The following is a 21,560-nucleotide window of genomic DNA, read 5'->3' on the forward strand; positions in this document are numbered from 1 at the left end:
GTATACGGCGTGAGAAAAGAAGGGATGAGCGGGCGTGGCGCGGCTTTTTGGAGGTTTATTTCGTGGAGGACATTCTAACGCTGAGGGTGCTCTAGCGCAGTTCTACGCTAGCGCGAAAGTTGATGCCTCAGCGAGCTTAAAGGATGCCAAGTATCTTGCGGTGGATATGGAAACTACTGGCCTGAACGCTCAGGGTTCTCGCATGCTTTCCATAGGTTGGGTGCCGGTCAACGGTACGGTGATCGACCTTTCTGGTGCCCAGCACATCTACGTCAAAACCGACGATGTGGAAAGTGAGCAATCAGTGGGTAGATCTGCCCTGATTCACCACATTACTGACGAGGACTTAAGCGAGGGGGTAGCTGAAAAGGACGCTGTGGCGGAGTTTCTTAAGGCGTTAGAAGGGCGCAGCATTCTTGCACATTACGCAGCACTAGAGCTTTCTTTTTTAGACGCCGCGTGTAAGAAGTATTTTGGGGCGGGCTTTGACGCAAAGCACACCAAATTTGTGGACACTTTTGCGCTAGAGCGACACCACATGGAGCGGATGTCCACCTATCCGCGTGGCGAGGATCTTCGACTACCCCGCGTTCGCTCACGCTACGAACTGCCGGCGTACCGTTCCCATGACGCGCTAACTGATGCGCTGGCGTGTGCTGAGCTCTACATTGCTATGGTGGCAGGCAATAACTGGAGCACCCTGAAGTCCGTCATCATGTAGCCCTCTTGGGGGTAGGTTGCGCGGGGAGAACAGACGTCTGAACAGCACAGAGTTCTGCAAACGAAGAAAACAGGTAAGAAATGGGCATCGCATTCTGTCCCGTGGGATATCCGTTGTAGGATTGTCGGCATGCGTTTTGGACGAATTGCAACCCCAGATGGAATGTGTTTCTGCGTAGTAGAAGGTGCTGAAGGCGCCGAGGTCTGCCGCGAAATTGAGGGCACCCCGTTTACTGAGCCTCAGTACACCGGTCGTGAATACAAGCTTGCAGAGGTGCGTTTGCTCGCCCCGATGTTGCCAAGCAAGATCGTGGCCATTGGCCGCAACTACGCTGACCACGTCGCGGAGGTCTTCCAAAAATCAGCGGAATCCCTTCCGCCAACGTTGTTCCTCAAGCCACCTACAGCCGTGGTAGGTCCGGGTGCTGCTATTAAGATTCCAGACTTTGCTACCAAGGTAGAGTTCGAAGGCGAATTGGCGCTGGTAATCGGTCAAGCCTGCAAGAATGTGAAGGCGGCTGACTGGAAGAAGGTTGTTCGCGGCTTCACCATTATCAATGACGTTTCTTCCCGCGACCTACAGTTTGCTGACGGCCAGTGGGCGCGTGCCAAGGGTATTGATACGTTTGCGCCACTTGGCCCATGGATTGAGACGGATCTAGACTCCATTGACACCACCAACCTGCCAATTAAGGCTCACTTGACCCACAACGGCGTGACTGAAACAAAGCAGGACTCAAATTCGAATCAGATGATCATGAACATCGGTGAAATCATCGAGTTCATCACTGCGTCCATGACCTTGCTCCCAGGGGACGTCATCTGCACAGGCTCCCCAGCGGGCACCGAGGCTATGGAGCCGGGCGACTTCATTGAAGTTGAGATCCCAGGCATTGGTAAGTTGGGCAATCCCGTGCAGCGAGCATAACCGCAATCGGCGTTGCTGAACTCGCAGCAGATAACCCCTGATCCTGTAGGTGATCAGGGGTTTTCTTAGTCTTCGGTGGAAGCGCTCAGTCCCAGCGCGCGCATGATCGTGCGGAGCTTTGCCGACGTCTCCTGGACCTCGGCCTCGGCATCGGAATCCGCCACGATTCCGCCGCCGGCCCACGCGCGAGCGTGGGTACCGTCGGCGGAGACCTCCGCACAACGAATGGCGACCATAAACTCGCCGTCTCCGGAGCGGTCAGCCCAACCGACAGCTCCTGCATAGAATCGGCGGTCATCTTCAGCAATACTGATCAGTTCCTCCGCGGCATCCGTAGGCGTGCCGCAAATTGCCGGAGTCGGGTGAACTAATGCAGCGAGCTCTAGTGCTGTCATGGATGAGTCTTTCAGCGTGCCACTAATTGGCGTAGCTAGGTGCCACATCTCATTGGTCTTGGTGAGCTCAGGGGTAGATGGAGCCGAGAGGGTAGAGCACACCGGAGTGAGTAAGCGACGCAGGTGATCCACTACAAATGCATGCTCAGCGAGGTCTTTCTCACTGCGACGTAGAAGTTCACCACGAGTGGCATCTTCAACAGGGTCGCTACTGCGCTGGGCTGAACCGGCCAACGGATAGGCGCTAACAGTGGAACCTTGCTTCTTGATAAGCACTTCTGGGGAGGAACCCACTAGGGTGTTGCCAACAAAATCCTCACCGGCTGGGGAGAGGTCTGCAATAAAACCGTCGCGGGAATAGGACAGATCGATCAGCCGCGCCGCGATCAGGCGCGGGTCAACGGGTGGGTCGAAGGCAATGTCGACTGCGCGAGCAAGGACAACCTTGTCTAAGTAGGTCTTTTCCAGTGTGGTGATTGCTGCCTGGATGCGGTCACGGTGCTCATTCAACTCAGGAACGAGGCGAACTAGCGAAGCGCTGAGCTTCGCCCCCTCGCCGTACCGGTAGTAACTGTGTGGCTCCAAGGTGCCTTCCTCGCGGATGATGCTGGCTGGTTCAGTCAGCGCGCTTGCGTGGTCGCGGCGGAAGGGGAGCGCACCCACGATCATTTCAGCGCTGCCGTCGCGAAGCGCAGCGATAGCTGGTTCTATCGAATCGAACGTGCGCTTCGCACCTTGGGTTCGCACCGAGCCATGAGCCCTAGATAAGCAGAAATCGGGAGCTGTTGTGGGGCGTTGTTCAAATTGCTTCGGTGCAGACATAACAGACCATCTTAGCTTTTACCTTCGCGCCTTAGTAAGTGACGCAGCAACCGCGCTGTGAACACGGAAAATCCGAACCGATGGTCTACCATGGAACCCATGTCTGAAGTACGCGTACGTTTTTGTCCATCACCAACCGGCACCCCGCACGTCGGCATGGTGCGCACCGCTCTCTTTAACTGGGCACATGCCCGTCACACCGGCGGTAAGCTGGTTTTCCGCATCGAAGATACCGATGCTGCACGTGACTCCGAAGAGTCCTACCAGGCCATTATCGATTCCCTGCAGTGGCTGGGTATGGACTGGGATGAAGGTGTAGTCATTGGTGGTCCTCATGAGCCATACCGCCAGTCCCAGCGCATGGATATCTACGCCGACGTTTTGGAAAAGCTCAAGGACGCAGGCTTGGTTTACCCAGCCTACTCCACGGCAGAGGAGGTCAAAGAGCGCCACATCGCAGCAGGCCGCGACCCACAGCTGGGTTACGACAATTTTGACCGTGACCTCAGCGATGAGCAGATCGCGGCTTTTGAGGCAGAAGGCCGAAAGCCAGTCTGGCGCCTGCGCATGCCAGACCATGATTGGAAATTCAACGATCTAGTTCGCGGTGAGATCGAATTTAAGGCTCAGACTCAGCCTGACTACGTTGTTGCACGCTCCAATGGAGCCCCTCTATACACGCTTGTTAACCCAGTTGATGATGCTCTCATGGGTATCACCCACGTGCTGCGTGGTGAGGATCTTCTACCTTCCACCCCACGCCAGCTGGCCCTGTACGAGGCGCTAAAGCAGATTGGCGTAGCGCAGCAGACCCCAGAATTCGGCCACCTGCCGTTCGTCATGGGCGAAGGCAACAAGAAGCTCTCCAAGCGTGACCCACAGTCCAACCTGTTCAACCACCGCGATAACGGCATCATCCCAGAAGGCATGCTGAATTACCTTGCACTGCTGGGTTGGTCCTTATCCTCCGATCAAGACATCTTCACCATGGAGGAACTGATCAAGAACTTCAAGGTTGAGGACGTACTGGGTAACCCAGCGCGCTTTGATCAGAAGAAGCTCGAGGCGATCAACGCTGACCACATCCGACTGCTGGAGCCAAAGGTATTTGAGGAGCGCCTGCGCGCGTACTTCACTGAGTTCACCGACTTCCCAGAGGACTACCCAGCGGACAAGTTTGCTGTCGCTGCAGAGCTGGTTCAGACCCGCATTAAGACCCTAAAGGATGGCTACGGCCTGCTGAGCTTCCTCGTCACTGCTGATGAGGACCTCAAGCTGGATGAGAAGTCTGCTAAGAAGAACCTGAAGGAAGCTGCGATTCAGCCGCTGGAAGCTGGCATTGCTGCTCTCGAAGGCGTTGAGGACTTCACCACCGAGAATATTGAGGCAGCCTTGTCCAAGGCCCTCATTGAAGATCTTGGTCTCAAGCCTCGCGTTGCCTACGGCGCTCTGCGTGTAGGTATCTCCGGACAGGCTGTGTCTCCGCCTCTGTTTGAGTCCATGGAGCTGCTTGGTAAGGAGTCCACGCTCAATCGTCTACGTGCCGCCCGTGAGGCAACTCCATATGTGGTAGCAGAAGCTTAAAGATCATCAGTCTTAGGCTAAGAAGCGGTGCCCGCCGTTGAAAGGGCGCCGCTTCTTTTTATTGTCCAGTCTTGATACTTGAGATTGGGTACATATAGCGGGTAAGGCTATGTGGTTGCTCAAAAACTCATCATTCGAGCGTTGCCTATTAGGGATTCCGTTCCCAAACAACCTAATATTTAGCCTTATGGATCAAAGGTTGCGAAAGTACAAAAGGGGGCGTCACGCTCAGGTTGACCCCGCTAGCAACCTTGGCATCCTCATCGTGTCCGTAGCTGTCATACTGCTGTTGAGTCTGGGAATGGTGATCTCAAACAGCATTGGGGCGGGCGGTAACGAACGTAGTGTGGCCCAAGAGGCGGGAGTTATTTCCGGGAGTAGCGCTGCTCGTACTTACGTGGATCCTGGCAAGCCCGATCAGAGGATCTCGGGCGAACCTAAGGATGAGAGGTCAGCTGAGTTGCCAGTGAAGCCTGGACAAGTACGTAGCCTTGAAATTCGGGATTCCAAGGGTGAGAACCGCCGATACCTGCTCAGCATCCCAGCGCACTATAACCGCGATGATTCACAACCGACACCTGTGACTTTCGCTTTCCACGGTAGAACCAGCAACCCAGAGAGTTTCATTGAGAGTTCGTTATTCAAGACGGACATCATTTACGAGTCAATCATCGTTATGCCTGCAGGCATTAACGCCTCCTGGGCAGGCGCCCCGTACTCGAAAACCTCGATTAAGCAGGACGTTGACCTCACGGAGCGCCTCCTGGACGAGGTGAGCTCCCACTACAACGTTGACCACAACCGCGTTTATGCAATTGGCTACTCCAACGGTGGTGGCATGGTGGCTAATTTGGGCTGTCGCATTCCATATAAGTTCGCGGGCCTTGTGCTGGTATCCGGCGCCTACTACTCGCCAATTTTTGATGACTGCTCCAATGAAGGTGTTCCTGTAATGACCGTCCACGGTACTGACGACGGAACAGTGCCCTACGATGGCGGTAAAAAACACGACACCACGTTGTTGTCCACGCTGACGGCAACCGAAAAGTTCTCCAAGCGTAACGGCTGCAGTATTATCTCCAACGACCTGGATAAGCTACCTTACAACCAGATAGCCGTATTTGAAGGCTGCCTGAATGAGACTCAACACGTGCGTCTTCCTGGCGGGAGACACGTGTGGCCCAAGGATGCTGAAACGGCGAGGAAAATGTGGGATTTCTTAGCCCGTCAAAGCCGTTAACCAAACCCGTTTCAGCGTTTCAACGCCTTTTGCTTTCGGCCCACTACCGAGTGCTCATGTGAAGACTTCATGGTTCAAGCACTTTTGTAAATACCAAGGGACGTTCCTTAAGTTTGCGATGCTCGCAGAGTGGAGTTAGTACTCGCAGCGTGGGTCTTGGTTGCCTTTGTGGGGCTGGTGATCTCATCGCAGTAACTAAGGATCAACCTGACAATCGGCAGACGTTAGATCTTCAGGTAATTGTGGGAGTTGGCCGTGCCGAGTGCGACGCGGTTCCTCCTACCTACTCGCCAGGATCCACGCTGCCGATGCCGGTACTTTTGCTTCCCACGGCTGGACGAGTAGTGGAGGCGCCACTCATGGTTAAAGAACCCCGAACTGAATTAACGATCTGGGATTTCCTAGCCATTAACCGGCAGTAATGTAAGAGGGATTCGCTAGAATGTGTGACGCATACAACGTTGTTTATCTTTTTGGCTACTGGATAATGGGACTAATATTTACGTGTTGTTCCGTTTTTGAGAGCAAAGGGAATTCTCGTGACCCTAGCGAAACTTAAGGCAATCCCCAGCCACCGGAGAAATCAGCTCATCGGGTTGCTCTTTGCGGCATGCACGTTCATGCTCACCGTAGCCATTATTCAGTCAACGTTCGCAGTGGCCCAGGATCAGCCACCTGTCCCAGCAGCTGAGCAGATGAACGGATCTCCGGCTAACTCTGCTGTGCCTTCAGTTGAGCCCGCCCCACAGGCTCCTATTACCTCTCCATTTACTCCGGTGCCCGTGGCTACGCCAGCACAGCCGGAGGAGTGGGCAGGGGATACCACTGTATCTCAGGTGGTCCCTGTTGAGCCGGGCACTGTGGAGTCTCTAACGATTGTTTCCCCTGCGGGTAAGGAGCGCCGTTACCTGCTGAGCGTGTCTCCTCAGTACAACCCGAACAAAGCTGCACCGATCCTATTTGGCTTCGGTGGCTGGCACGACACTCCAGAGAATTATCGAACCTACGCGCGTTTCGGCACAACCGGGGCACTTGACGAAGCGATAGTTATTTACCCAGAGGGGCTGGGGCACGCGTGGGAAGGTGCGCCGTATTCGGAAAGCGCTCCTGGTGAAGATATCGCCTTTGTTCGTCAGCTCATTGATGCCGTCGATAGTGATTACCGAGTCGACCGCACACGTATTTACGCTACTGGCATGTCCAACGGTGGTGGCATGACCGCTGTTCTTGGCTGCCATGCTCAGGATATCTTTGCCGGCGTGGCGATGGTTTCAGCGGCTTACTACAACCCAGTGGAGATCAACTGTGGGAATAAGCCGATCCCAGTTTTGATCGTTCATGGCACAGCTGACACACTGACCCGCTACGACGGAGGGTTCCTGCACAACTCACCGTATCTTCCAGTCCAGGCAGTGGTGGACGGTTATGCGCGCCGCAACAGGTGCCATGCCGTGCCACCGGTGGTGACACCTAAGGAAGGTAACGCAGAGCTCATCGCTTACCAAGGATGCGCAGCCAATACTGAACACCTGAAGGTTCATGGTGCTGACCACTCGTGGAACTTCGCACCAGACGTGGCGCGTGAGGTTTGGGAGTTTTTGGCACGTCAGTCCAAAGTACCTGCAGTACCGCCGGTCCACAGCGCTGCGTAGCCCAACAACGGTGTAATTTCGGCGTAGTTGAGAAGATGCGAAAATGCTCGTTGAGCAGGAGATTTGCCACGAGTACTGGGTTATGGTTATAGTATTCCTCGTTGCACAGCGCAGTGCCTAGCACTAAGCAGCTGGAAACATTGGCCTATGGTGTAATTGGCAACACTACGGTTTCTGGTACCGTCATTCTAGGTTCGAGTCCTGGTAGGCCAGCCGCGATTAAATTCGCTAGTTCTATGCCCCGTTCGTCTAGCGGCCTAGGACGTCGGCCTCTCACGCCGGTAACACGGGTTCAAATCCCGTACGGGGTACAAAGTAAAAGACCTCCAACTTCGGTTGGAGGTCTTTTTCGCGTTCGCTAAGTTCCCTAGAATCCAAGCGGGTGCTCTCCGGCGCTGGGGATTACGGGCTCGGTTGCACGTCCAAGAAGTAGTGCTGGGCCTGGGAGATTCTAGGTAGCATGTGAGTTTTGGCTCGGTGCCGGATGGGCGGTCGATGACGTGGTCATCGCCCCAGAACAACGGGACGGTTCCCACGATGGCGGGGAACCTGCTAGCTCCGTTGGTGGGTTCCTGGCTCACCTTCCCCATGTCCTTAGCAATTCGGGGAGATGTCCTCCATATGGAACGTCTATGGGTGGTATAGAGGGCCCTAAGGTGGCATAGATGGCTTTGAGACGTCCGGTAAGCGTATTGCCCTCGCCTTGATGTACGCAGCAAGGCAGGCCGACACGACGGAGTTGTTAATATCGTCCGTGTCGCGTACCGCGGTGAGATCGCAGCAGAAACCAACGGTTCTTTCTCGTCGACGACGGCACAGTCATCGGTGTAGCCAACCCACGTGTTATCGGTGAGCCCCGTGGCGTGGGCCTTGCTTATGCCCGACGCCGCGTCATCATCTGGATTAGGGGAGGACACGGCGGGAAATCTGGGGCCGGCTGGGCCTGTTCCGGCACTAGGGAGACCCTGGATCCTGCGCGTGTAAGTAGCTCTTTTCCTAAGGCGGCACCGACGCCGTGCATCGCTGTTAGCGCTTCCGTCAGGTTGCCGCGGGCATTTTCCGTCCCGCCTGCATTCCTGAGTGCGCGCTTCAGGTGATCTGAGCGGTTGTCCACGTTGCGGATGTTGGTGTCATCGCGCGGGACCTCATTGGTGAATGAGGCGGTGACGATTGCCTCGGCAATTTCGGCATAGGCGGGTGGTCCAGATACACGCCCTCAGTGTCGCCGGTGGCCACGGGGCCGCTGAGGTAGCCCTTGTAGCCATTGTTGGGGGAGGTGGTGCCCTCTATGCCACAGCCAGTATCGAGTGCCTTGACGGCGAAATTGGTTAGCTGGGTTGAGTTCTTTGTCGCCGAGACCAAGGCCTTGGCGCCGGGAGCGGAGATGACCTCGGCGGCGTTGCGCTGGAATTCGGCGGATTCAATGATGGCCCTCAACAACGTGCTATGGATTGCATCGCGCACGGCTTTAGCGTCGGCCTCTGGCGCTTCCTCTCATAACCCTTGGTGGTCGCGTTGATGATCATGTCTACTTCGCCCGCGCCATCCTTGTGGGCGTGGGTGGTCTCGGCGGCGTTGATAGAGGAATTGGCAGCTCCAAATGAGAAAACCCACCCCGGCTGCCTGTTGAGGCCTATGTGACCTTAACGGGCAGCCGGGATGGGGAATTATGGACGCAGAACCTGCCGAGGCGGGCTGCACCCTCGGTAAGTGCCTTGATGTTAGCGGGGAGACTGTGGTTTGAGCAGAGTGTGTTTAGTGAGCCTAGCTACTTTGTCTCGCATGAACATCTAACTTACTGGTTAGCCGCAACGTCTGCAGACTCATTCTTTGCCATGGCCTGGTCGGTAACCACGTAGATAACGAGGCCGACGATTGCTACGGCTGCCAAGACCCACAGCGTGGTGTTGAAGCCTGAGGTAACGTCCAACAGTTTGAAGGTGTACGCAATGCCCAGCGGGATAGCGATGTTGATGGTGAGGTTGTAGAAACCAATGGCGATGCCGGACTTAGCGGCGGTGATGTAGGTCAGCGCGGTGTTGACCAGCGGGGCGTACATGAGTGCGAAGCCGGACGCGAAGGCGACGATGGTCACGGCCAGGACCGCTACGTGTACGTGCACGAACAGAGCGGCGATGAGCAAGGAGCCGGCAATCATGGCGCCACCGGTGTAGACGGTGGTGCGGGAGGACATGAACTTGCCGATTTTTCCGGAGAACACACCCACAAGAATGGCGCAGGTGTAGCCAGGAATCATCAGCAGGGATGCCTCGTCGATGGACATGCCGTGGAGCTCGTTAGCAGCGTATGGAAGCAGGGAGATGTAGCCCATCTGGGTGGAGTAGACCAAGAAGACGAATGCCAGGGTCCATACGTAGCGTCCGTTGGTGAAGAACTCCGGTTTGACCAGTGGCTGGTTAGCAGACTTGACGTGCCAGATGAAGGCGACGAGACCCAAGACGGCTGGGATGAGCCACAGCCAGTTGAACGCCTGCATGAACATGGTCAGGGAGGTGGCGAACACCGCGATGAGGAACAGACCCATGACGTCCAGGTGGCCCTCAACGGCTTCGTCTTCTGGGATCATCTTGTAGATGGCAGGAACCGTCAGCACCAGGATCAACGGGATGAGGAACATCGCGGTCCAGGAGATGTAGGTGGAGACGAAACCGGAGGTCAGTGCGCCGATGAGCAGGCCAGCCTGGAAGGCGGCGGTGGAGAAGCCCAGGTAGGTCTTCTGGTCTTTTTCGCTTAGGTGCTTGGTGACGTAGATGACGTAGAGGGTCTCAGCAGCGGCCAGGCCGGAGGTCTGGATGAGGCGTGCAGTGAGAACCAGTGGCCAAGAGCCGGAGAATACGAAGCCCATGATGGAGCCCACAATGACCAGGATAACGCCGGTGAGCATGAGCTTGCGGATGGAGATGGAATCCGCGAGGGCCGCGTATACCACGGCGCCGATGCCGATGATAACACCAGCCAGGGAGGCCTGTAGGGAAGCTGTGTTATCTGGGATGCCCAGGCCTTCCGCCATCGGCATGGTCATGGTCTTGAAACCGTTATCAATGACCAGTGCAAAAACGAAGACGAACAGCAGCACTGGCACGGCGCGCTTTGGATTCAGCGCGGCACCTTTGAGAGTAGACATGGTCAGAATCTTTCTGAAGTTTTAGCGAAGGATTGTTGGCTAGATGGCTGCCAGAGGAAGGGCGATTTCCATCATGGAGGTGAACGCGGTCTGACGCTCGGCAGCGGTGGTACGCTCGCCGGTGATCAGGTTGTCAGACGCGGTGAAAATGCCCAGGGCGTCAACGCCGTGGCGAGCTGCGATCGCGTAGAGAGCCGCAGATTCCATTTCCACGCCCAGTACGCCCATGGATGCCCAGCGGTCATTGACGGAGTCATCCTCGTTGTAGAAGATGTCAGAGCTCAAGATGTTGCCCACGTGGTAGTTTGCGCCCTGCTTCTCGGCCTCGGCGATCGCGGCGGCGGTCAGCTTCCAGGAAGCGGTTGGTGCCCAGGTGCCCGGCAGGTTGTACTGGCTCATGAAGTTGGAGTCGTGGGATGCAGAGACACCGATGATGACGTCGTAGAGATTCACGTGCTTTTGCATCGCGCCACAGGAGCCAACGCGGATGACCTTCTTCACGTCGTAGAACTTGATGAGCTCGGAAGAGTAGATGCCGATGGATGGCATGCCCATGCCGGAACCCATGACAGAGACAGGAGTGCCGTTGAACTCGCCGGTGAAACCGAACATGTTACGGACCTCGTTGAACTGCTTCACGTTGTCGAGGTAGGTTTCCGCGATGAACTTGGCGCGCAGTGGGTCGCCGGGCAGCAGAACGGTGGGCGCAATCTCAACGCCGTTTGGGTTGATGTGCGGGGTATTGGTGGTCATGTCAGTCAGCCTCCGAATTAAGCTATGAAATCGATTTTAAACTGGTACTAACCACACTCTAAGAAGCGCACGGAACTTCTGTCAATGGGGGACATTACATTTGTTCCGGCGTATGACCCGATTGGAGGTGACCTACAACCAACTTCCGGCCCGTCAGTGCTTCTTTCTGCACGTGACCTTTTGCGAAGGCTCATGATCTATGACCAAAATGAGTGGCCAAATTCATAGTCAACGCGGTGCGTATCGCACCCGTCTTGGCCGCTCTTCCGGCAATCACTGCGCGTACGGGCAGAGCGGCGAGGTCTTCTAACGTGATGCCCGCGGTGCGAGCGTCAATGTATGGGTAAGGCGGGGTGCTGCAGTATTGTTGCTGAACCCGCGGCAGTATCCATGATGGACCTAGGACGCCCAGCGTGAGCATGTGCACGGCGGCCGTCATGAAGCATCCACTCCTTGGACTCTGTGGAATCGAAAATTGACGGACGTGGGAACATGTGAATCTTGGCATCAGTGGCGTGAGTAAAGCCGGTTAGTGTCCCGTTGTCTTTAGTTGAGCACTCAGAATGGGAATGCCACCCTTGAGCTGGACCACCCGCATCACCGTGCGCAGCTGAGGCTGAAGGTGGCCCGCTACCGCGGCCAAGGTCTCGCCACCAGGATGCGCCTGGAGAGAAGTCATCGCCACGAGCCCTTTGAGGGGCTGGGCGCTAGAATTGTTCGACGCCTTGAGTAGCGTGTCTTCCCTTGGGGTGCGCCACGTGGCCTCCCGCAGGTCAACGTTATCCTTCAGCTTTTTCATCAGCTCGTTTGTCTGCTTACGTGGATCGTGCAGACAGATGGTGATAAACCCAGATTGCCGGGCATGAGGGCGTAACGGGGAAATGATGGGGCGGGAACCCTGGCGTCGTGGCGTCCTACGCTTGGGAAATAGGTTTTGGCGGTGTCAATGGCTCTCACATCCCGCGAATCGAGGTAGTGGGGGTGGTTTAAAAATTTCGTGACAAGCCAAGATAGGTGTGTGGGGGTAAGTTTATCCTGAGGTGGCTTAAAAAAGTGGGCAAAAACTATTTACCAAATGTGGGAATAGGTCTAGGCTCGGGTGTAACGAAGAAGAAAAGAACTTCTTGCCCCAGCTTAATATCTCCAGAATTTGGCACAGCTGGAAGAGAAGAAGGGCTCTTTGAAGCTTCGGATTTGGTCCACTGCCAGTCGATGTAGAAAGGAGAGTGCATGGCAGCAAGTGAAATAGCAGAACATTTGGGACTGCGCACTAACCCCGCTCTCGTCGCCGGTATTGCCATAATCCAGGCTTCCCAGCGCAAGGGATGCGCGAAGCAGGAGCACATCGAGGCCGGAAGTGTAGCAGTCACTCGGAACCATAAGCTCTTTTAGTTCGAGACCCTCGGCACATCGCCCGACTACTATCGGGATGCGGACGAAGGAACGAGACGTTTACCTTACGAGACTTCCGCTAAGACGCTACGAAGGGTCACGGTAGCTAGAGCAGTATTGAAGGTCCAGCAAATATTGAGAAGCAAATTTTTTAGCGACTCCGCCATCTAGATCAGTGATGGCGGATTCGCTATTTTCGTGCTTTTAGTTGCTGATTTGTGCAATGGGGCAAAATGAAATACTATTCTTCAAGACCGCAACGGGCAGCTTAAGCTGATCGTTTCGAACAATGCCCCGTTCGTCTAGCGGCCTAGGACGTCGGCCTCTCACGCCGGTAACACGGGTTCAAATCCCGTACGGGGTACCACCGAGTACTTATACATACGAGTACGAAAGTTTTTAGAAAAAGCCAGGTTTTCAGACTTGGCTTTTTCTGTCTCTTAAGATATTTCCGGGCTTAAAGGCGGATTAAGCATCAATCAACGCCTACGCAATTTACTACTCTAAATGTTCCTAAAAAATGCCCGCATCCCCAAATGCGTGTCTGGTCGGCGTGTTGTCGGCCGGATGTTTTGTTTTTAGCTGATGGTGCGGGTTAAACGACAAAATGTGTGGGATTTGCAGCCTAGATCCTTAGTACTAGCTGGGGATATGTACTGGTGTGGGCTTCCTCAGGAGAGATAGATCGGTAAATCTTGCCCAATACACGAGTTTGCCGCATCGTGTGGTACGTGGTCACCTATGACCAAGAAAAACGGGCGTGTCCCTCCGAGTGTTGTCCTCCACACATGAACTCGAAGTAGTGGATACGCCAGCGCGTAGGTGAGAGGTTGCCTCCCCTTAGAATAGAAGAAGATGGGGTGCCTGTCGCGCTATGTGAGCCTACGATTCACCCCTGACCCCCAAATTGGCGTTCTGTACTGGCGTTTTACGTGGGGTGGAGGCTGCTGTCGGTTCACCGTACTCACGCTAGGCGCATCCAAGTTCGCTTGTAGATAGGGCCGCCACCGGTCCGAGATGAAAGCTCGGAGCTTCCTCCTCGGTGCTGAGGTCGTCCTGCAACGTTCCCCATTTGAGGTCATCAACAACCCAGCCCACGTAGCCATCCAGGTCGGGGGTGTCATTGGTTGTGCGGCGGGCAGAATCTGCGCACACTGGAGTGGATAAACCTTTAGGGGACGGGGTAGGGCGAACCCATGAGCGAACCGAAAATGTAATGGGCGCCTAGGCTGCAACCATCAAATGTTTCACGAAACTCCTGTTCAGGGGATAGTTGCACCATTAGCAGCTGCTCGTCGTAGGAACTCATTAATCCCTCGGGAGCCTGATTGAACCTCTTCGACGGGAACTGTCCGGCATTTATGTCTGAGTCGGTCAGTAAAGTCAGTATTATCTAAAAGATAAAGCACGTTCAGTGGAGGAGACGAATAGCATATGACCTTAAGAGCCCAGGGTAAGAAGTTAGCGGCCAAGCTACCGAAGGTGGTGGCATGGTAGTGGCTCTCAAGAAGTCTGATCTTTACAGCTCCCTCTGGAAGAGTGCCGATGAGCTGCGCGGCGGCATGGATGCCAGCCAATACAAGGACTATGTCCTAACCCTGCTGTTCGTTAAGTATGTATCGGATAAGGCCAAGAGTGATCCTTATAGCCTGATCGAGGTTCCGGAGGGTGGATCTTTCGATGACTTGGTAGTACTCAAGGGTGCTCCCGATATCGGCGAGAAGATGAACATCGCCATCCGCCGACTGGCTGAAGCCAACGACCTGCAGGGCGTGATCAACAACGCCGACTTCGATGACCCGAACAAATTGGGCGAAGGCAAGGCGATGCAGGATCGCCTGACCAATCTCATTAGCATCTTCCAGGACATCGACTTCACTGGTTCGCGTGCTGAAGGTGATGACCTGCTCGGGGATGCGTATGAGTACCTCATGCGACATTTTGCGACGGAGTCCGGCAAGAGCAAGGGGCAGTTCTACACCCCAGCTGAGGTTTCCAGGATTATGGCCCAAGTGCTGGAGATCCCGAAGGATGCTCCCCGCTCTACCACCGTTTATGACCCGACTTGTGGGTCTGGATCACTCTTGATCAAGGTGGCTGACTCTGCTCCCAACGGCTTGTCGGTCTATGGCCAGGAGAAGGACAACGCCACCTGGGCACTATCTCGGATGAATATGATCCTGCACGGCAACGAGACGCACGACATTCGCCAGGGAGATACGCTCTCTGATCCGAAGTTTCTCAAGGGCGAGCAGTTGCAGACCTTTGACTACTTCGTGGCCAACCCACCGTTCTCCGTGAAGACTTGGAAGAACGGCTTCGACAAGGAATACGACCGGTTCGAGGGTTTCGCTGAGCCGCCGGAGAAGAACGGCGATTATGCCTTCCTGCTTCACATGGTGAAGTCGCTCAAGTCTGATGGTCGGGGAGCGGTGATTCTTCCCCACGGAGTGCTCTTCCGTGGCAACACTGAAGCCGCGATCCGTGAAGAGCTGATCCGGCGCGGCCTGATCAAGGCGATCATCGGACTGCCAGCCAACCTCTTCTACGGTACGGGAATTCCGGCCTGCATCATCGTCATCGACAAGAAGGACGCGGCAAGCAGGACGGGCATCTTCATGATCGATGCCTCCAAAGGCTTTGAGAAGGACGGGCCGAAGAACCGTCTGCGTCCTCGGGATATGCGCAAGGTAATCGACACCTACCTCGCTGGCGAGGAAATTGAGCGCTACGCCCGAATGGTGCCGCTCTCTGAGATCTCTGATGCTAAGAACAACTACAACCTCAACATCCCGCGCTATATCGACACCTCTGAACCTGAAGACATCCAGGATCTGGAAGCCCACCTTAAGGGTGGTATTCCGAACCGAGATCTCGATGCCTTAGACGAATACTGGGATGCTTTCCCGAACCTGCGTAATGAGCTGTTCCGGCCTCTCCGCGAGGGATATTCAGAGCTCACAGTGGAGCCCGAGCAGGTAGCCAAGGTGATTGAGGAATCGGAGGACGTCAAAGCTTTTACCTCGACTGTCTCCAAGGCTGTTGAGGAATGGTGGAACTCTCACCGAGGCCAACTGGAGGCGATTGACTCCCAGACCAGGCCTCAGCAGTTGATTGAGGATCTTGGCGATGACCTGCTGGAGAAATACCGGGGTCGCCCGTTGATCAGTGAGTACAGCGTGTACGAGCAGCTGATGAGCTACTGGAATGACACCATGCACGATGACGTCACACTCATCGTCGGGTCCGGCTGGGTTGATGCTGCTCAACCGCGTGAAGCTCGGATCACTGGCTATGACAATAAAAAGAAGCCGAAGTACGAGAGCGCAGATCTGGTCTTTGGAACTGGAGTCAAGGCACAGCGCTGGGTAACTGACCTAATCCCGCCGACGCTGATCATCGACCGGTACTTCGCCGACGAGAAGGCCGAGCTTGATCGCCTCACTGCGGAGCAAGAACGCATCAGCCAGGAGCTCCAAGAGCATATCGAGGAGCACGCCGTAGAGGAAGGGCTGCTGTGGGAGGCCGTCAACGATGCTGGTGGCGTCAAGGTAAAGGATGCCCGTGACCGATTGAAGACTGCCAAGCTAGAAGACGCCGAAGCCGACGAGATTGCCGCGCTGAACACGGTGATCAAGCTGTTTACGGCAGAGACGGCAGCAAAGAAGGCAGTTAAGGATTCGTCGCTTGCTCTTGATCAGAGGGCGCTAAGGGCTTATTCGCGCCTTGAAGAAGGTGACGTTTACAAACTTGTCATTAGTAACAAATGGGGGCTTGCGATTGCTAAAGGAATCGAATCTGAAGGCGCTTCATCAATACTGAAACTTATTGACCGCATCGCTTTATTCGGCGATCGGTATAGAGAGACGATATTCGAGCTCGAAACTAGAGAAAAGGCTCTCGGGGCCAAAGTCCAAACTCACCTTGCCGCTATGGGGATTCCTTCATGACATTACCTACCACACAAAAAATTCGAGACGTTAGTGACATTGTCACAAAAGGGACGACACCTACTACTGTTGGGCGGAACTACACCTCAAGCGGCATCAATTTCTTGAAGGTGGAGACATTCACAAGTGACGGTATCTTCATTCCTGGAAAGCAAGGCCACATTGATGAATCTACCCATCAACTACTTAAACGTTCCCAACTTGCTGAAGGTGATATTCTTTTCTCGATCGCTGGTGCTTTAGGACGATCCACGATTGTAGATAAGTCGTGGCTTCCCGCAAATACGAATCAGGCGTTTGCAATCATTCGCCCCTCATCCCGCAATCAGGCAATCAATCCACGATATCTGCTTTGGCAGCTTCGCAGCCCGGCAATTGCAAAACGGATCGCAGAAATCAATGTCCAAGCGGCCCAGGCTAACCTCTCTTTAGAGCAGGTGCGCGAGTTTGATTTACTTTCTTTACCAAGGGCCGAACAAAACGTTATCGCTGCAGCGCTTGATGATGTCGATCAATTAGTTGCCGTTCTTGAACGCCTCGTCTCAAAGAAGCAGGCAATCAAGCAGGGCTTGATGCAGGAGCTCCTCACCGGACGGACGAGACTGCCTGGATTTAACAGGCCTTGGCACGAGAAACTTCTGGGAGATTTGACAAGAATCAAAACGGGAAGCAGAAACAACCAGGACAAGGTCTCTTCTGGAGCTTACCCTTTCTTTGTAAGATCTCAGACTGTCGAAAGAATTGACACCTATTCCTATTCGGGCGAAGCTGTTTTGATTCCTGGGGAAGGTGGAATCGGAGAGATATTCCACTATATAAACGGTCGCCATGAAGTGCATCAAAGGGTCTATAGGATAAGCGATTTCTCAGGAATTTCGGGTAAGTTTGCTTTTTACTACCTCCAGCATTTTTTCAAAGATCACGCATTGCGCAATACCGTAAAAGCCACAGTGGACTCTATCCGGTTGCCGATCATTCAGTCATTTAAGATGGCCATTCCGGGTAGTATTGACGAGCAAACTGCTATCGCGGCGCTGCTCGACGATACCTCGTCCGAAATTGACGCCCTCGAACGTCGTCTCGAGTCCGCCCGTAACATCAAGCAAGGCATGATGCAGGAACTTCTTACTGGACGCACTCGTCTGCCAGTTGAGGAGGTTTCGTAATGAGTCTGGTCGGCCAGCGTGAGCGCTTCACGCAGGATCGGGTTATAGATATCCTCTCCAGTCAGCTCGGGTATGAGTACGCCGGAGACTGGAAAGACCGAGCTAACTCGAACGTTGAGGAGGATCTACTCCGCCAGAATCTTCTCGCCCGTGGTTATGACGAGGAGTTGGTTCGTCGCGCTATCCAGCAGTTCGTTACCGCTGCGTCCTTACCTGCGGGTGGATCACTCTACGACGCCAACCGCCGGGTGTATGGCTTGCTCCGTTACGGGGTGAAGGTCAAGCGCAGCGTCTCGGAGAACTTCGAGACAATTTGGCTTATTGACTGGGACAACCCGGAAGCTAACCACTTTGTGGTGGCTGAAGAAGTCTCGATCAAGGGCAAGCACACCAAACGTCCTGATGTCGTGCTCTACGTCAACGGTATTGCTCTCGGCGTTATTGAGCTCAAGCGCTCCAAGGTCAGCGTTGGGGATGGTATCCGTCAGCACCTGGGCAACCAGAAGGCCGACTTCGTTCGTCCGTTTTTCACCACCGTCCAGCTGCTGTTTGCCGGCAATGATGTCGAGGGGCTGCGTTACGGCGTGATCGAAACCCCGGAAAAGTACTGGCTGGAGTGGAAGGAGCCTAGTGAGGTTAAGAATCATGTTGACCGTGGGTTGCTTCAAATGGCGAACAAGCAGCGCTTCCTCGAGCTGATCCATGACTTCATCGTCTTTGACTCTGGGGTGAAGAAGACGGCTCGACACAACCAGTATTTCGGGGTCAAAGCTGCCCAGGAGCGCATCGCTCGGCGTGAGGGCGGCATTATCTGGCATACCCAAGGATCAGGCAAAAGCCTGACGATGGTGTGGCTGGCGAAGTGGATCCGGGAGAACCAGCGCGAAGCCCGCGTCTTGGTGATCACTGACCGCACGGAGTTGGATGAGCAGATCGAGAAGGTCTTCGCTGGCGTTGATGAGACCATTGAGCGATCAACGTCTGGAGCTGGCATGATTGGCATGCTGAACCGGAACCAGCCGTGGCTAATGTGCTCACTGGTACATAAGTTCCGGGGTGATGACGAGAAAGACCAGGGCGCGACCGAAGACTTCGTCCGTCAGCTCAAGAAGCCCCTGCTTGAGGGGTTCAGCCCGAAGGGTAATCTCTTCGTTTTCGTCGATGAGGCTCACCGCACCCAGAGCGGCAAGCTCCACAGGGCGATGAAGGAACTGCTGCCGAACGCGATGTTCATCGGCTTCACCGGCACACCCCTTCTCAAGAAGGACAAGGCCTCCAGCATTGAGACCTTCGGCTCCTACATCCACACCTACAAATTCGATGAAGCTGTTGAAGATGGCGTGGTTCTGGACCTTCGGTACGAGGCTCGAGACATCGAGCAGAAACTCACGAGTCCGGAGCGGGTCGATGAGTGGTTCCAAATCCACACCCAGGGCATGACCGATCTGACAAAGCACCAGCTGAAGAAACGGTGGGCAACGATCAAGGAGGTCGAGTCCGCTGAGCCGCGCGCTCGGCAGATCGCGGCAGACATTCTGATGGATATGGCTAGGATGCCTCGCCTGATGGATGGCCGAGGCAACGCTATGCTGGTGTGTTCGAGTGTTTACCAGGCCTGCAAGTTCTACGACATCTTCAGCCGCAGCGAACTCGCCGGCAAGGTCGCCATCGTCACGAGCTATGAGCCGAACGCATCCAAGATCTCCAAGGAAGACTCCGGGGCCGGCAAGAATGAGGAGATCGTCAAGTACGACATCTACCGTCGGATGCTCGCCGACTACTTCCAGACCAACCCCGATGATGCTGTCAAGCGGATTGACGAGTTTGAGAAGAGCGTCAAGGAGACGTTTATCAAGAATCCCGGCCAGATGCGGCTACTTATCGTGGTCGATAAACTCCTGACCGGCTTTGATGCACCGAGTGCGACCTATCTTTACATCGATAAGAACATGCAGGATCACGGCCTCTTCCAGGCTATCTGTCGCGTGAACCGGCTCGATGGTGACGATAAAGAGTACGGCTATATCGTCGACTACCGAGATCTGTTCAAGTCCCTGGAGGATGCGGTTTCTGACTACACCTCTGAAGCCTTCGCGGACTACGACGAAGAAGATGTAGAAGGCCTGCTCAAGGATCGTATTGAGCAGGAGCGCCAAGACCTGGATGAAGCTCTGGAGATGGTGCGAGCGCTGTGCGAGCCAGTGTCTCCGCCGAAGGGCACGCTGCAGTACCAGCACTATTTTTGCGCGATGGAGAGCGGCAATGCTGAGCAGCTCAAGGCCAACGAACCTAAGCGTGTCGACCTATACAAGGGTGTGGCGAGCCTGGTTCGGGCCTACGCCAACTTGGCTAACCGGATGAGTGAGGCTGGGTACTCCCAGAGCGAAGCGGAATCTATCAAGCAGCAGGTCAAGCACTTCGTCGATGTCCGCGGCGAGGTGAAGCTCGGCGCTGGCGAGAACGTTGACCTCAAGCAGTTCGAAGCCGGCATGCGCGCGTTGCTCGATACCTACATCCAGGCGGACGCCTCACGAAACCTGGCGACTTTTGACCAGGGCCTCGTCCACCTCATCGTCGAGCACGGGGTCGGAGTCATCGAGAAACTCCCCGAGAGCATCCGCAAGGATCCAGGAGCGGCTGCCGAGACCATTGTCAACAACGTCCGTAAGACGATTGTTGATGAGCAGGCGATGAATCCGAAGTACTACGAGTCGATGTCTAGTCTGCTCGACGCCCTGATTGAGCAGCGCCGGGAGGCTGTTATCGACTACGAGGAGTATCTCCTCAAGCTCGTCGAGTTTACTCAGCGACTGGCCACGGGAGAGTCTGAGCAGAAGTACCCGAAGTGGGCAGATAGTTCTGCCCGCCGCGCCCTGATCGACTTCGCGTGGCCGGAGGGCATCGAAGTCGATGTCGAGCGGGTCTACCGCACGATCCAGCGCAACAAAGACCATGGTTGGACTGGAGATAAGACCAAGCAGAAATCTTTGATGCGTACTCTCGCGCTCAACTTCCCTGGGCTCCTGCAACCTGCTGACATGAAGGAGCTTCTTAACCTATTGGCGATGCATGATGAATTCCGCTAGTTCCTACCTCACTGTCTCCGGGCTTGATGTAGAGCTGGTTTTCAAGGACATCAAGAACATGCACCTGTCGGTCTATCCTCCGATGGGTCGAGTACGGGTGGCAGCGCCGGCTCGCCTAGACGAGGACACGATTCGTCGGGCGATCATCCAGCGTTTACCGTGGATCCGGCGGGAGCGGGAACGGCTGCAGAAGGCGAACCGTCAATCGGAGCGGCAGATGATTTCGGGCGAGAGCCACTATGTGTGGGGTAAGCGCTACCGCCTCGATGTCTCAAAGCACAGCGGAAACCCGAAGGTACTCGTCTCGGGCGACACTCTCTGGCTCTACTCGCCGGAGGGATCGACCCGTGATGATCGGTTCGGCATCCTTGACCGCTGGTACCGGCGGGAGCTCAAGGCAGCACTTCCGTCTCTGGTAGAGAAGTGGGAGTCTGCGATGGGTGTGGAAGCTAACCAGATCACGGTCAAGCGGATGAAGACTAAGTGGGGTTCATGCAACCCTGATAGCCGTAATATCTGGTTTAACCCGGAGCTGGCGAAGAAGAATCCTCGGAGTCTGGAGTACCTAGTGGTTCATGAGCTGGCACACCTGATCGAGCGGAGTCATAACGAGAAGTTCGTAGCCATCATGGATCGGTACCTACCGGACTGGACTGCTCGGCGAGATGAACTGAATGAAGCGCCATTAGCGGCGGAAGACTGGAATGAAACTAGCTGTGATTAAGGA

17 protein-coding genes and 3 tRNA genes are annotated in these 21,560 nt (G+C 55.1%); 13 read left to right on the forward strand and 7 right to left on the reverse strand.

All coding sequences use genetic code 11. The features are described from left to right. Nucleotides 1-34: 34 nt before the first annotated feature. The gene (locus ACXM2N_RS05265; protein ID WP_458490713.1) at nucleotides 35-721 is read left to right on the forward strand and encodes an exonuclease domain-containing protein; all 687 of its coding nucleotides are present in this window, start codon (nucleotides 35-37) and stop codon (nucleotides 719-721) included. 129 nt (nucleotides 722-850) lie between these two features. Then, nucleotides 851-1,648, forward strand: coding sequence for a fumarylacetoacetate hydrolase family protein (locus tag ACXM2N_RS05270; RefSeq protein WP_458490715.1), 798 nt, complete (start codon nucleotides 851-853; stop codon nucleotides 1,646-1,648). A 65-nt stretch (nucleotides 1,649-1,713) separates the two neighbouring features. Here ACXM2N_RS05270 and ACXM2N_RS05275 read toward each other — a convergent pair whose 3' ends face one another. After that, the gene (locus tag ACXM2N_RS05275) at nucleotides 1,714-2,865 is read right to left on the reverse strand and encodes an isochorismate synthase (protein ID WP_458490717.1); all 1,152 of its coding nucleotides are present in this window, start codon (nucleotides 2,863-2,865) and stop codon (nucleotides 1,714-1,716) included. A 90-nt stretch (nucleotides 2,866-2,955) separates the two neighbouring features. Between ACXM2N_RS05275 and gltX the strand changes: the two genes are divergently transcribed. From gltX to ACXM2N_RS05300, 5 genes are all read left to right on the forward strand, one after another. Then, a complete protein-coding gene (gene gltX, locus ACXM2N_RS05280) occupies nucleotides 2,956-4,449 on the forward strand; it encodes a glutamate--tRNA ligase (protein ID WP_458491020.1) in 1,494 nt (497 codons plus the stop codon). Between the two features lie 187 nt (nucleotides 4,450-4,636). Next, nucleotides 4,637-5,689, forward strand: coding sequence for an alpha/beta hydrolase family esterase (locus tag ACXM2N_RS05285; RefSeq protein WP_458490719.1), 1,053 nt, complete (start codon nucleotides 4,637-4,639; stop codon nucleotides 5,687-5,689). 539 nt (nucleotides 5,690-6,228) lie between these two features. Then, nucleotides 6,229-7,341: a PHB depolymerase family esterase gene (locus tag ACXM2N_RS05290; protein ID WP_458490721.1), complete on the forward strand. Its 1,113-nt coding sequence runs from the start codon at nucleotides 6,229-6,231 to the stop codon at nucleotides 7,339-7,341. Between the two features lie 141 nt (nucleotides 7,342-7,482). Next, a tRNA-Gln gene (locus ACXM2N_RS05295) sits at nucleotides 7,483-7,554 on the forward strand. A gap of 25 nt (nucleotides 7,555-7,579) precedes the next feature. After that, a tRNA-Glu gene (locus tag ACXM2N_RS05300) sits at nucleotides 7,580-7,652 on the forward strand. A gap of 778 nt (nucleotides 7,653-8,430) precedes the next feature. Here ACXM2N_RS05300 and ACXM2N_RS05305 read toward each other — a convergent pair. The 5 genes from ACXM2N_RS05305 to ACXM2N_RS05325 all read right to left on the reverse strand — a co-directional run bounded on the left by ACXM2N_RS05305 (nucleotide 8,431) and on the right by ACXM2N_RS05325 (nucleotide 12,038). Further along, entirely contained in the window at nucleotides 8,431-8,805 is a 375-nt protein-coding gene (locus ACXM2N_RS05305; RefSeq protein ID WP_458490723.1) for a hypothetical protein, read from the reverse strand. A gap of 331 nt (nucleotides 8,806-9,136) precedes the next feature. Further along, a complete protein-coding gene (locus tag ACXM2N_RS05310; protein WP_458490725.1) occupies nucleotides 9,137-10,486 on the reverse strand; it encodes an MFS transporter in 1,350 nt (449 codons plus the stop codon). Between the two features lie 39 nt (nucleotides 10,487-10,525). After that, a complete protein-coding gene (gene deoD, locus ACXM2N_RS05315) occupies nucleotides 10,526-11,239 on the reverse strand; it encodes a purine-nucleoside phosphorylase (protein WP_458490727.1) in 714 nt (237 codons plus the stop codon). 190 nt (nucleotides 11,240-11,429) lie between these two features. Then, complete coding sequence (locus tag ACXM2N_RS05320; RefSeq protein ID WP_458490729.1) at nucleotides 11,430-11,678, reverse strand: hypothetical protein; 249 nt, start codon at nucleotides 11,676-11,678, stop codon at nucleotides 11,430-11,432. A gap of 90 nt (nucleotides 11,679-11,768) precedes the next feature. Further along, nucleotides 11,769-12,038, reverse strand: a complete 270-nt coding sequence (locus ACXM2N_RS05325; RefSeq protein ID WP_458490731.1) for a hypothetical protein — start codon at nucleotides 12,036-12,038, stop codon at nucleotides 11,769-11,771. Between the two features lie 431 nt (nucleotides 12,039-12,469). Between ACXM2N_RS05325 and ACXM2N_RS05330 the strand changes: the two genes are divergently transcribed. Both ACXM2N_RS05330 and ACXM2N_RS05335 read left to right on the forward strand, forming a co-directional pair. After that, on the forward strand, nucleotides 12,470-12,631 hold the full coding sequence (locus ACXM2N_RS05330) for a hypothetical protein (RefSeq protein ID WP_458490733.1): 162 nt from the start codon (nucleotides 12,470-12,472) through the stop codon (nucleotides 12,629-12,631). 291 nt (nucleotides 12,632-12,922) lie between these two features. Then, nucleotides 12,923-12,998: transfer RNA gene (locus ACXM2N_RS05335), tRNA-Glu, on the forward strand. A 602-nt stretch (nucleotides 12,999-13,600) separates the two neighbouring features. Here ACXM2N_RS05335 and ACXM2N_RS05340 read toward each other — a convergent pair. Beyond that, nucleotides 13,601-13,786, reverse strand: a complete 186-nt coding sequence (locus ACXM2N_RS05340) for a hypothetical protein (RefSeq protein WP_458490735.1) — start codon at nucleotides 13,784-13,786, stop codon at nucleotides 13,601-13,603. A gap of 335 nt (nucleotides 13,787-14,121) precedes the next feature. Between ACXM2N_RS05340 and ACXM2N_RS05345 the strand changes: the two genes are divergently transcribed. The 4 genes from ACXM2N_RS05345 to ACXM2N_RS05360 are packed head-to-tail and all read left to right on the forward strand — an operon-like array spanning nucleotide 14,122 to nucleotide 21,557. Next, the gene (locus ACXM2N_RS05345; RefSeq protein ID WP_458490737.1) at nucleotides 14,122-16,581 is read left to right on the forward strand and encodes an N-6 DNA methylase; all 2,460 of its coding nucleotides are present in this window, start codon (nucleotides 14,122-14,124) and stop codon (nucleotides 16,579-16,581) included. Next, entirely contained in the window at nucleotides 16,578-17,747 is a 1,170-nt protein-coding gene (locus ACXM2N_RS05350) for a restriction endonuclease subunit S (protein WP_458490739.1), read from the forward strand. The genes ACXM2N_RS05345 and ACXM2N_RS05350 overlap by 4 nt, the downstream gene beginning before the upstream one ends. Continuing rightward, nucleotides 17,747-20,833: a type I restriction endonuclease subunit R gene (locus ACXM2N_RS05355; protein ID WP_458490741.1), complete on the forward strand. Its 3,087-nt coding sequence runs from the start codon at nucleotides 17,747-17,749 to the stop codon at nucleotides 20,831-20,833. Before ACXM2N_RS05350 ends, ACXM2N_RS05355 begins: the two co-directional genes overlap by 1 nt. Continuing rightward, the gene (locus tag ACXM2N_RS05360) at nucleotides 20,817-21,557 is read left to right on the forward strand and encodes a M48 family metallopeptidase (RefSeq protein ID WP_458490743.1); all 741 of its coding nucleotides are present in this window, start codon (nucleotides 20,817-20,819) and stop codon (nucleotides 21,555-21,557) included. Before ACXM2N_RS05355 ends, ACXM2N_RS05360 begins: the two co-directional genes overlap by 17 nt. The last annotated feature ends 3 nt before the right edge of the window (nucleotides 21,558-21,560 follow it).

The organism is Corynebacterium sp. ZY180755, assembly GCF_054331495.1.

Bases quoted from the DNA above. Each gene is read 5' to 3' on its own strand.
- ACXM2N_RS05285 (WP_458490719.1), top strand. From the start codon at position 4,637: ATGGATCAAAGGTTGCGAAAGTACAAAAGGGGGCGTCACGCTCAGGTT.
- deoD (WP_458490727.1), bottom strand. From the start codon at position 11,239: ATGACCACCAATACCCCGCACATCAACCCAAACGGCGTTGAGATTGCG.
- ACXM2N_RS05310 (WP_458490725.1), bottom strand. From the start codon at position 10,486: ATGTCTACTCTCAAAGGTGCCGCGCTGAATCCAAAGCGCGCCGTGCCA.
- ACXM2N_RS05345 (WP_458490737.1), top strand. From the start codon at position 14,122: ATGGTAGTGGCTCTCAAGAAGTCTGATCTTTACAGCTCCCTCTGGAAG.
- ACXM2N_RS05320 (WP_458490729.1), bottom strand. From the start codon at position 11,678: ATGACGGCCGCCGTGCACATGCTCACGCTGGGCGTCCTAGGTCCATCA.
- ACXM2N_RS05355 (WP_458490741.1), top strand. From the start codon at position 17,747: ATGAGTCTGGTCGGCCAGCGTGAGCGCTTCACGCAGGATCGGGTTATA.
- ACXM2N_RS05360 (WP_458490743.1), top strand. From the start codon at position 20,817: ATGATGAATTCCGCTAGTTCCTACCTCACTGTCTCCGGGCTTGATGTA.
- ACXM2N_RS05325 (WP_458490731.1), bottom strand. From the start codon at position 12,038: ATGAAAAAGCTGAAGGATAACGTTGACCTGCGGGAGGCCACGTGGCGC.
- ACXM2N_RS05275 (WP_458490717.1), bottom strand. From the start codon at position 2,865: ATGTCTGCACCGAAGCAATTTGAACAACGCCCCACAACAGCTCCCGAT.
- gltX (WP_458491020.1), top strand. From the start codon at position 2,956: ATGGAACCCATGTCTGAAGTACGCGTACGTTTTTGTCCATCACCAACC.
- ACXM2N_RS05350 (WP_458490739.1), top strand. From the start codon at position 16,578: ATGACATTACCTACCACACAAAAAATTCGAGACGTTAGTGACATTGTC.
- ACXM2N_RS05330 (WP_458490733.1), top strand. From the start codon at position 12,470: ATGGCAGCAAGTGAAATAGCAGAACATTTGGGACTGCGCACTAACCCC.
- ACXM2N_RS05270 (WP_458490715.1), top strand. From the start codon at position 851: ATGCGTTTTGGACGAATTGCAACCCCAGATGGAATGTGTTTCTGCGTA.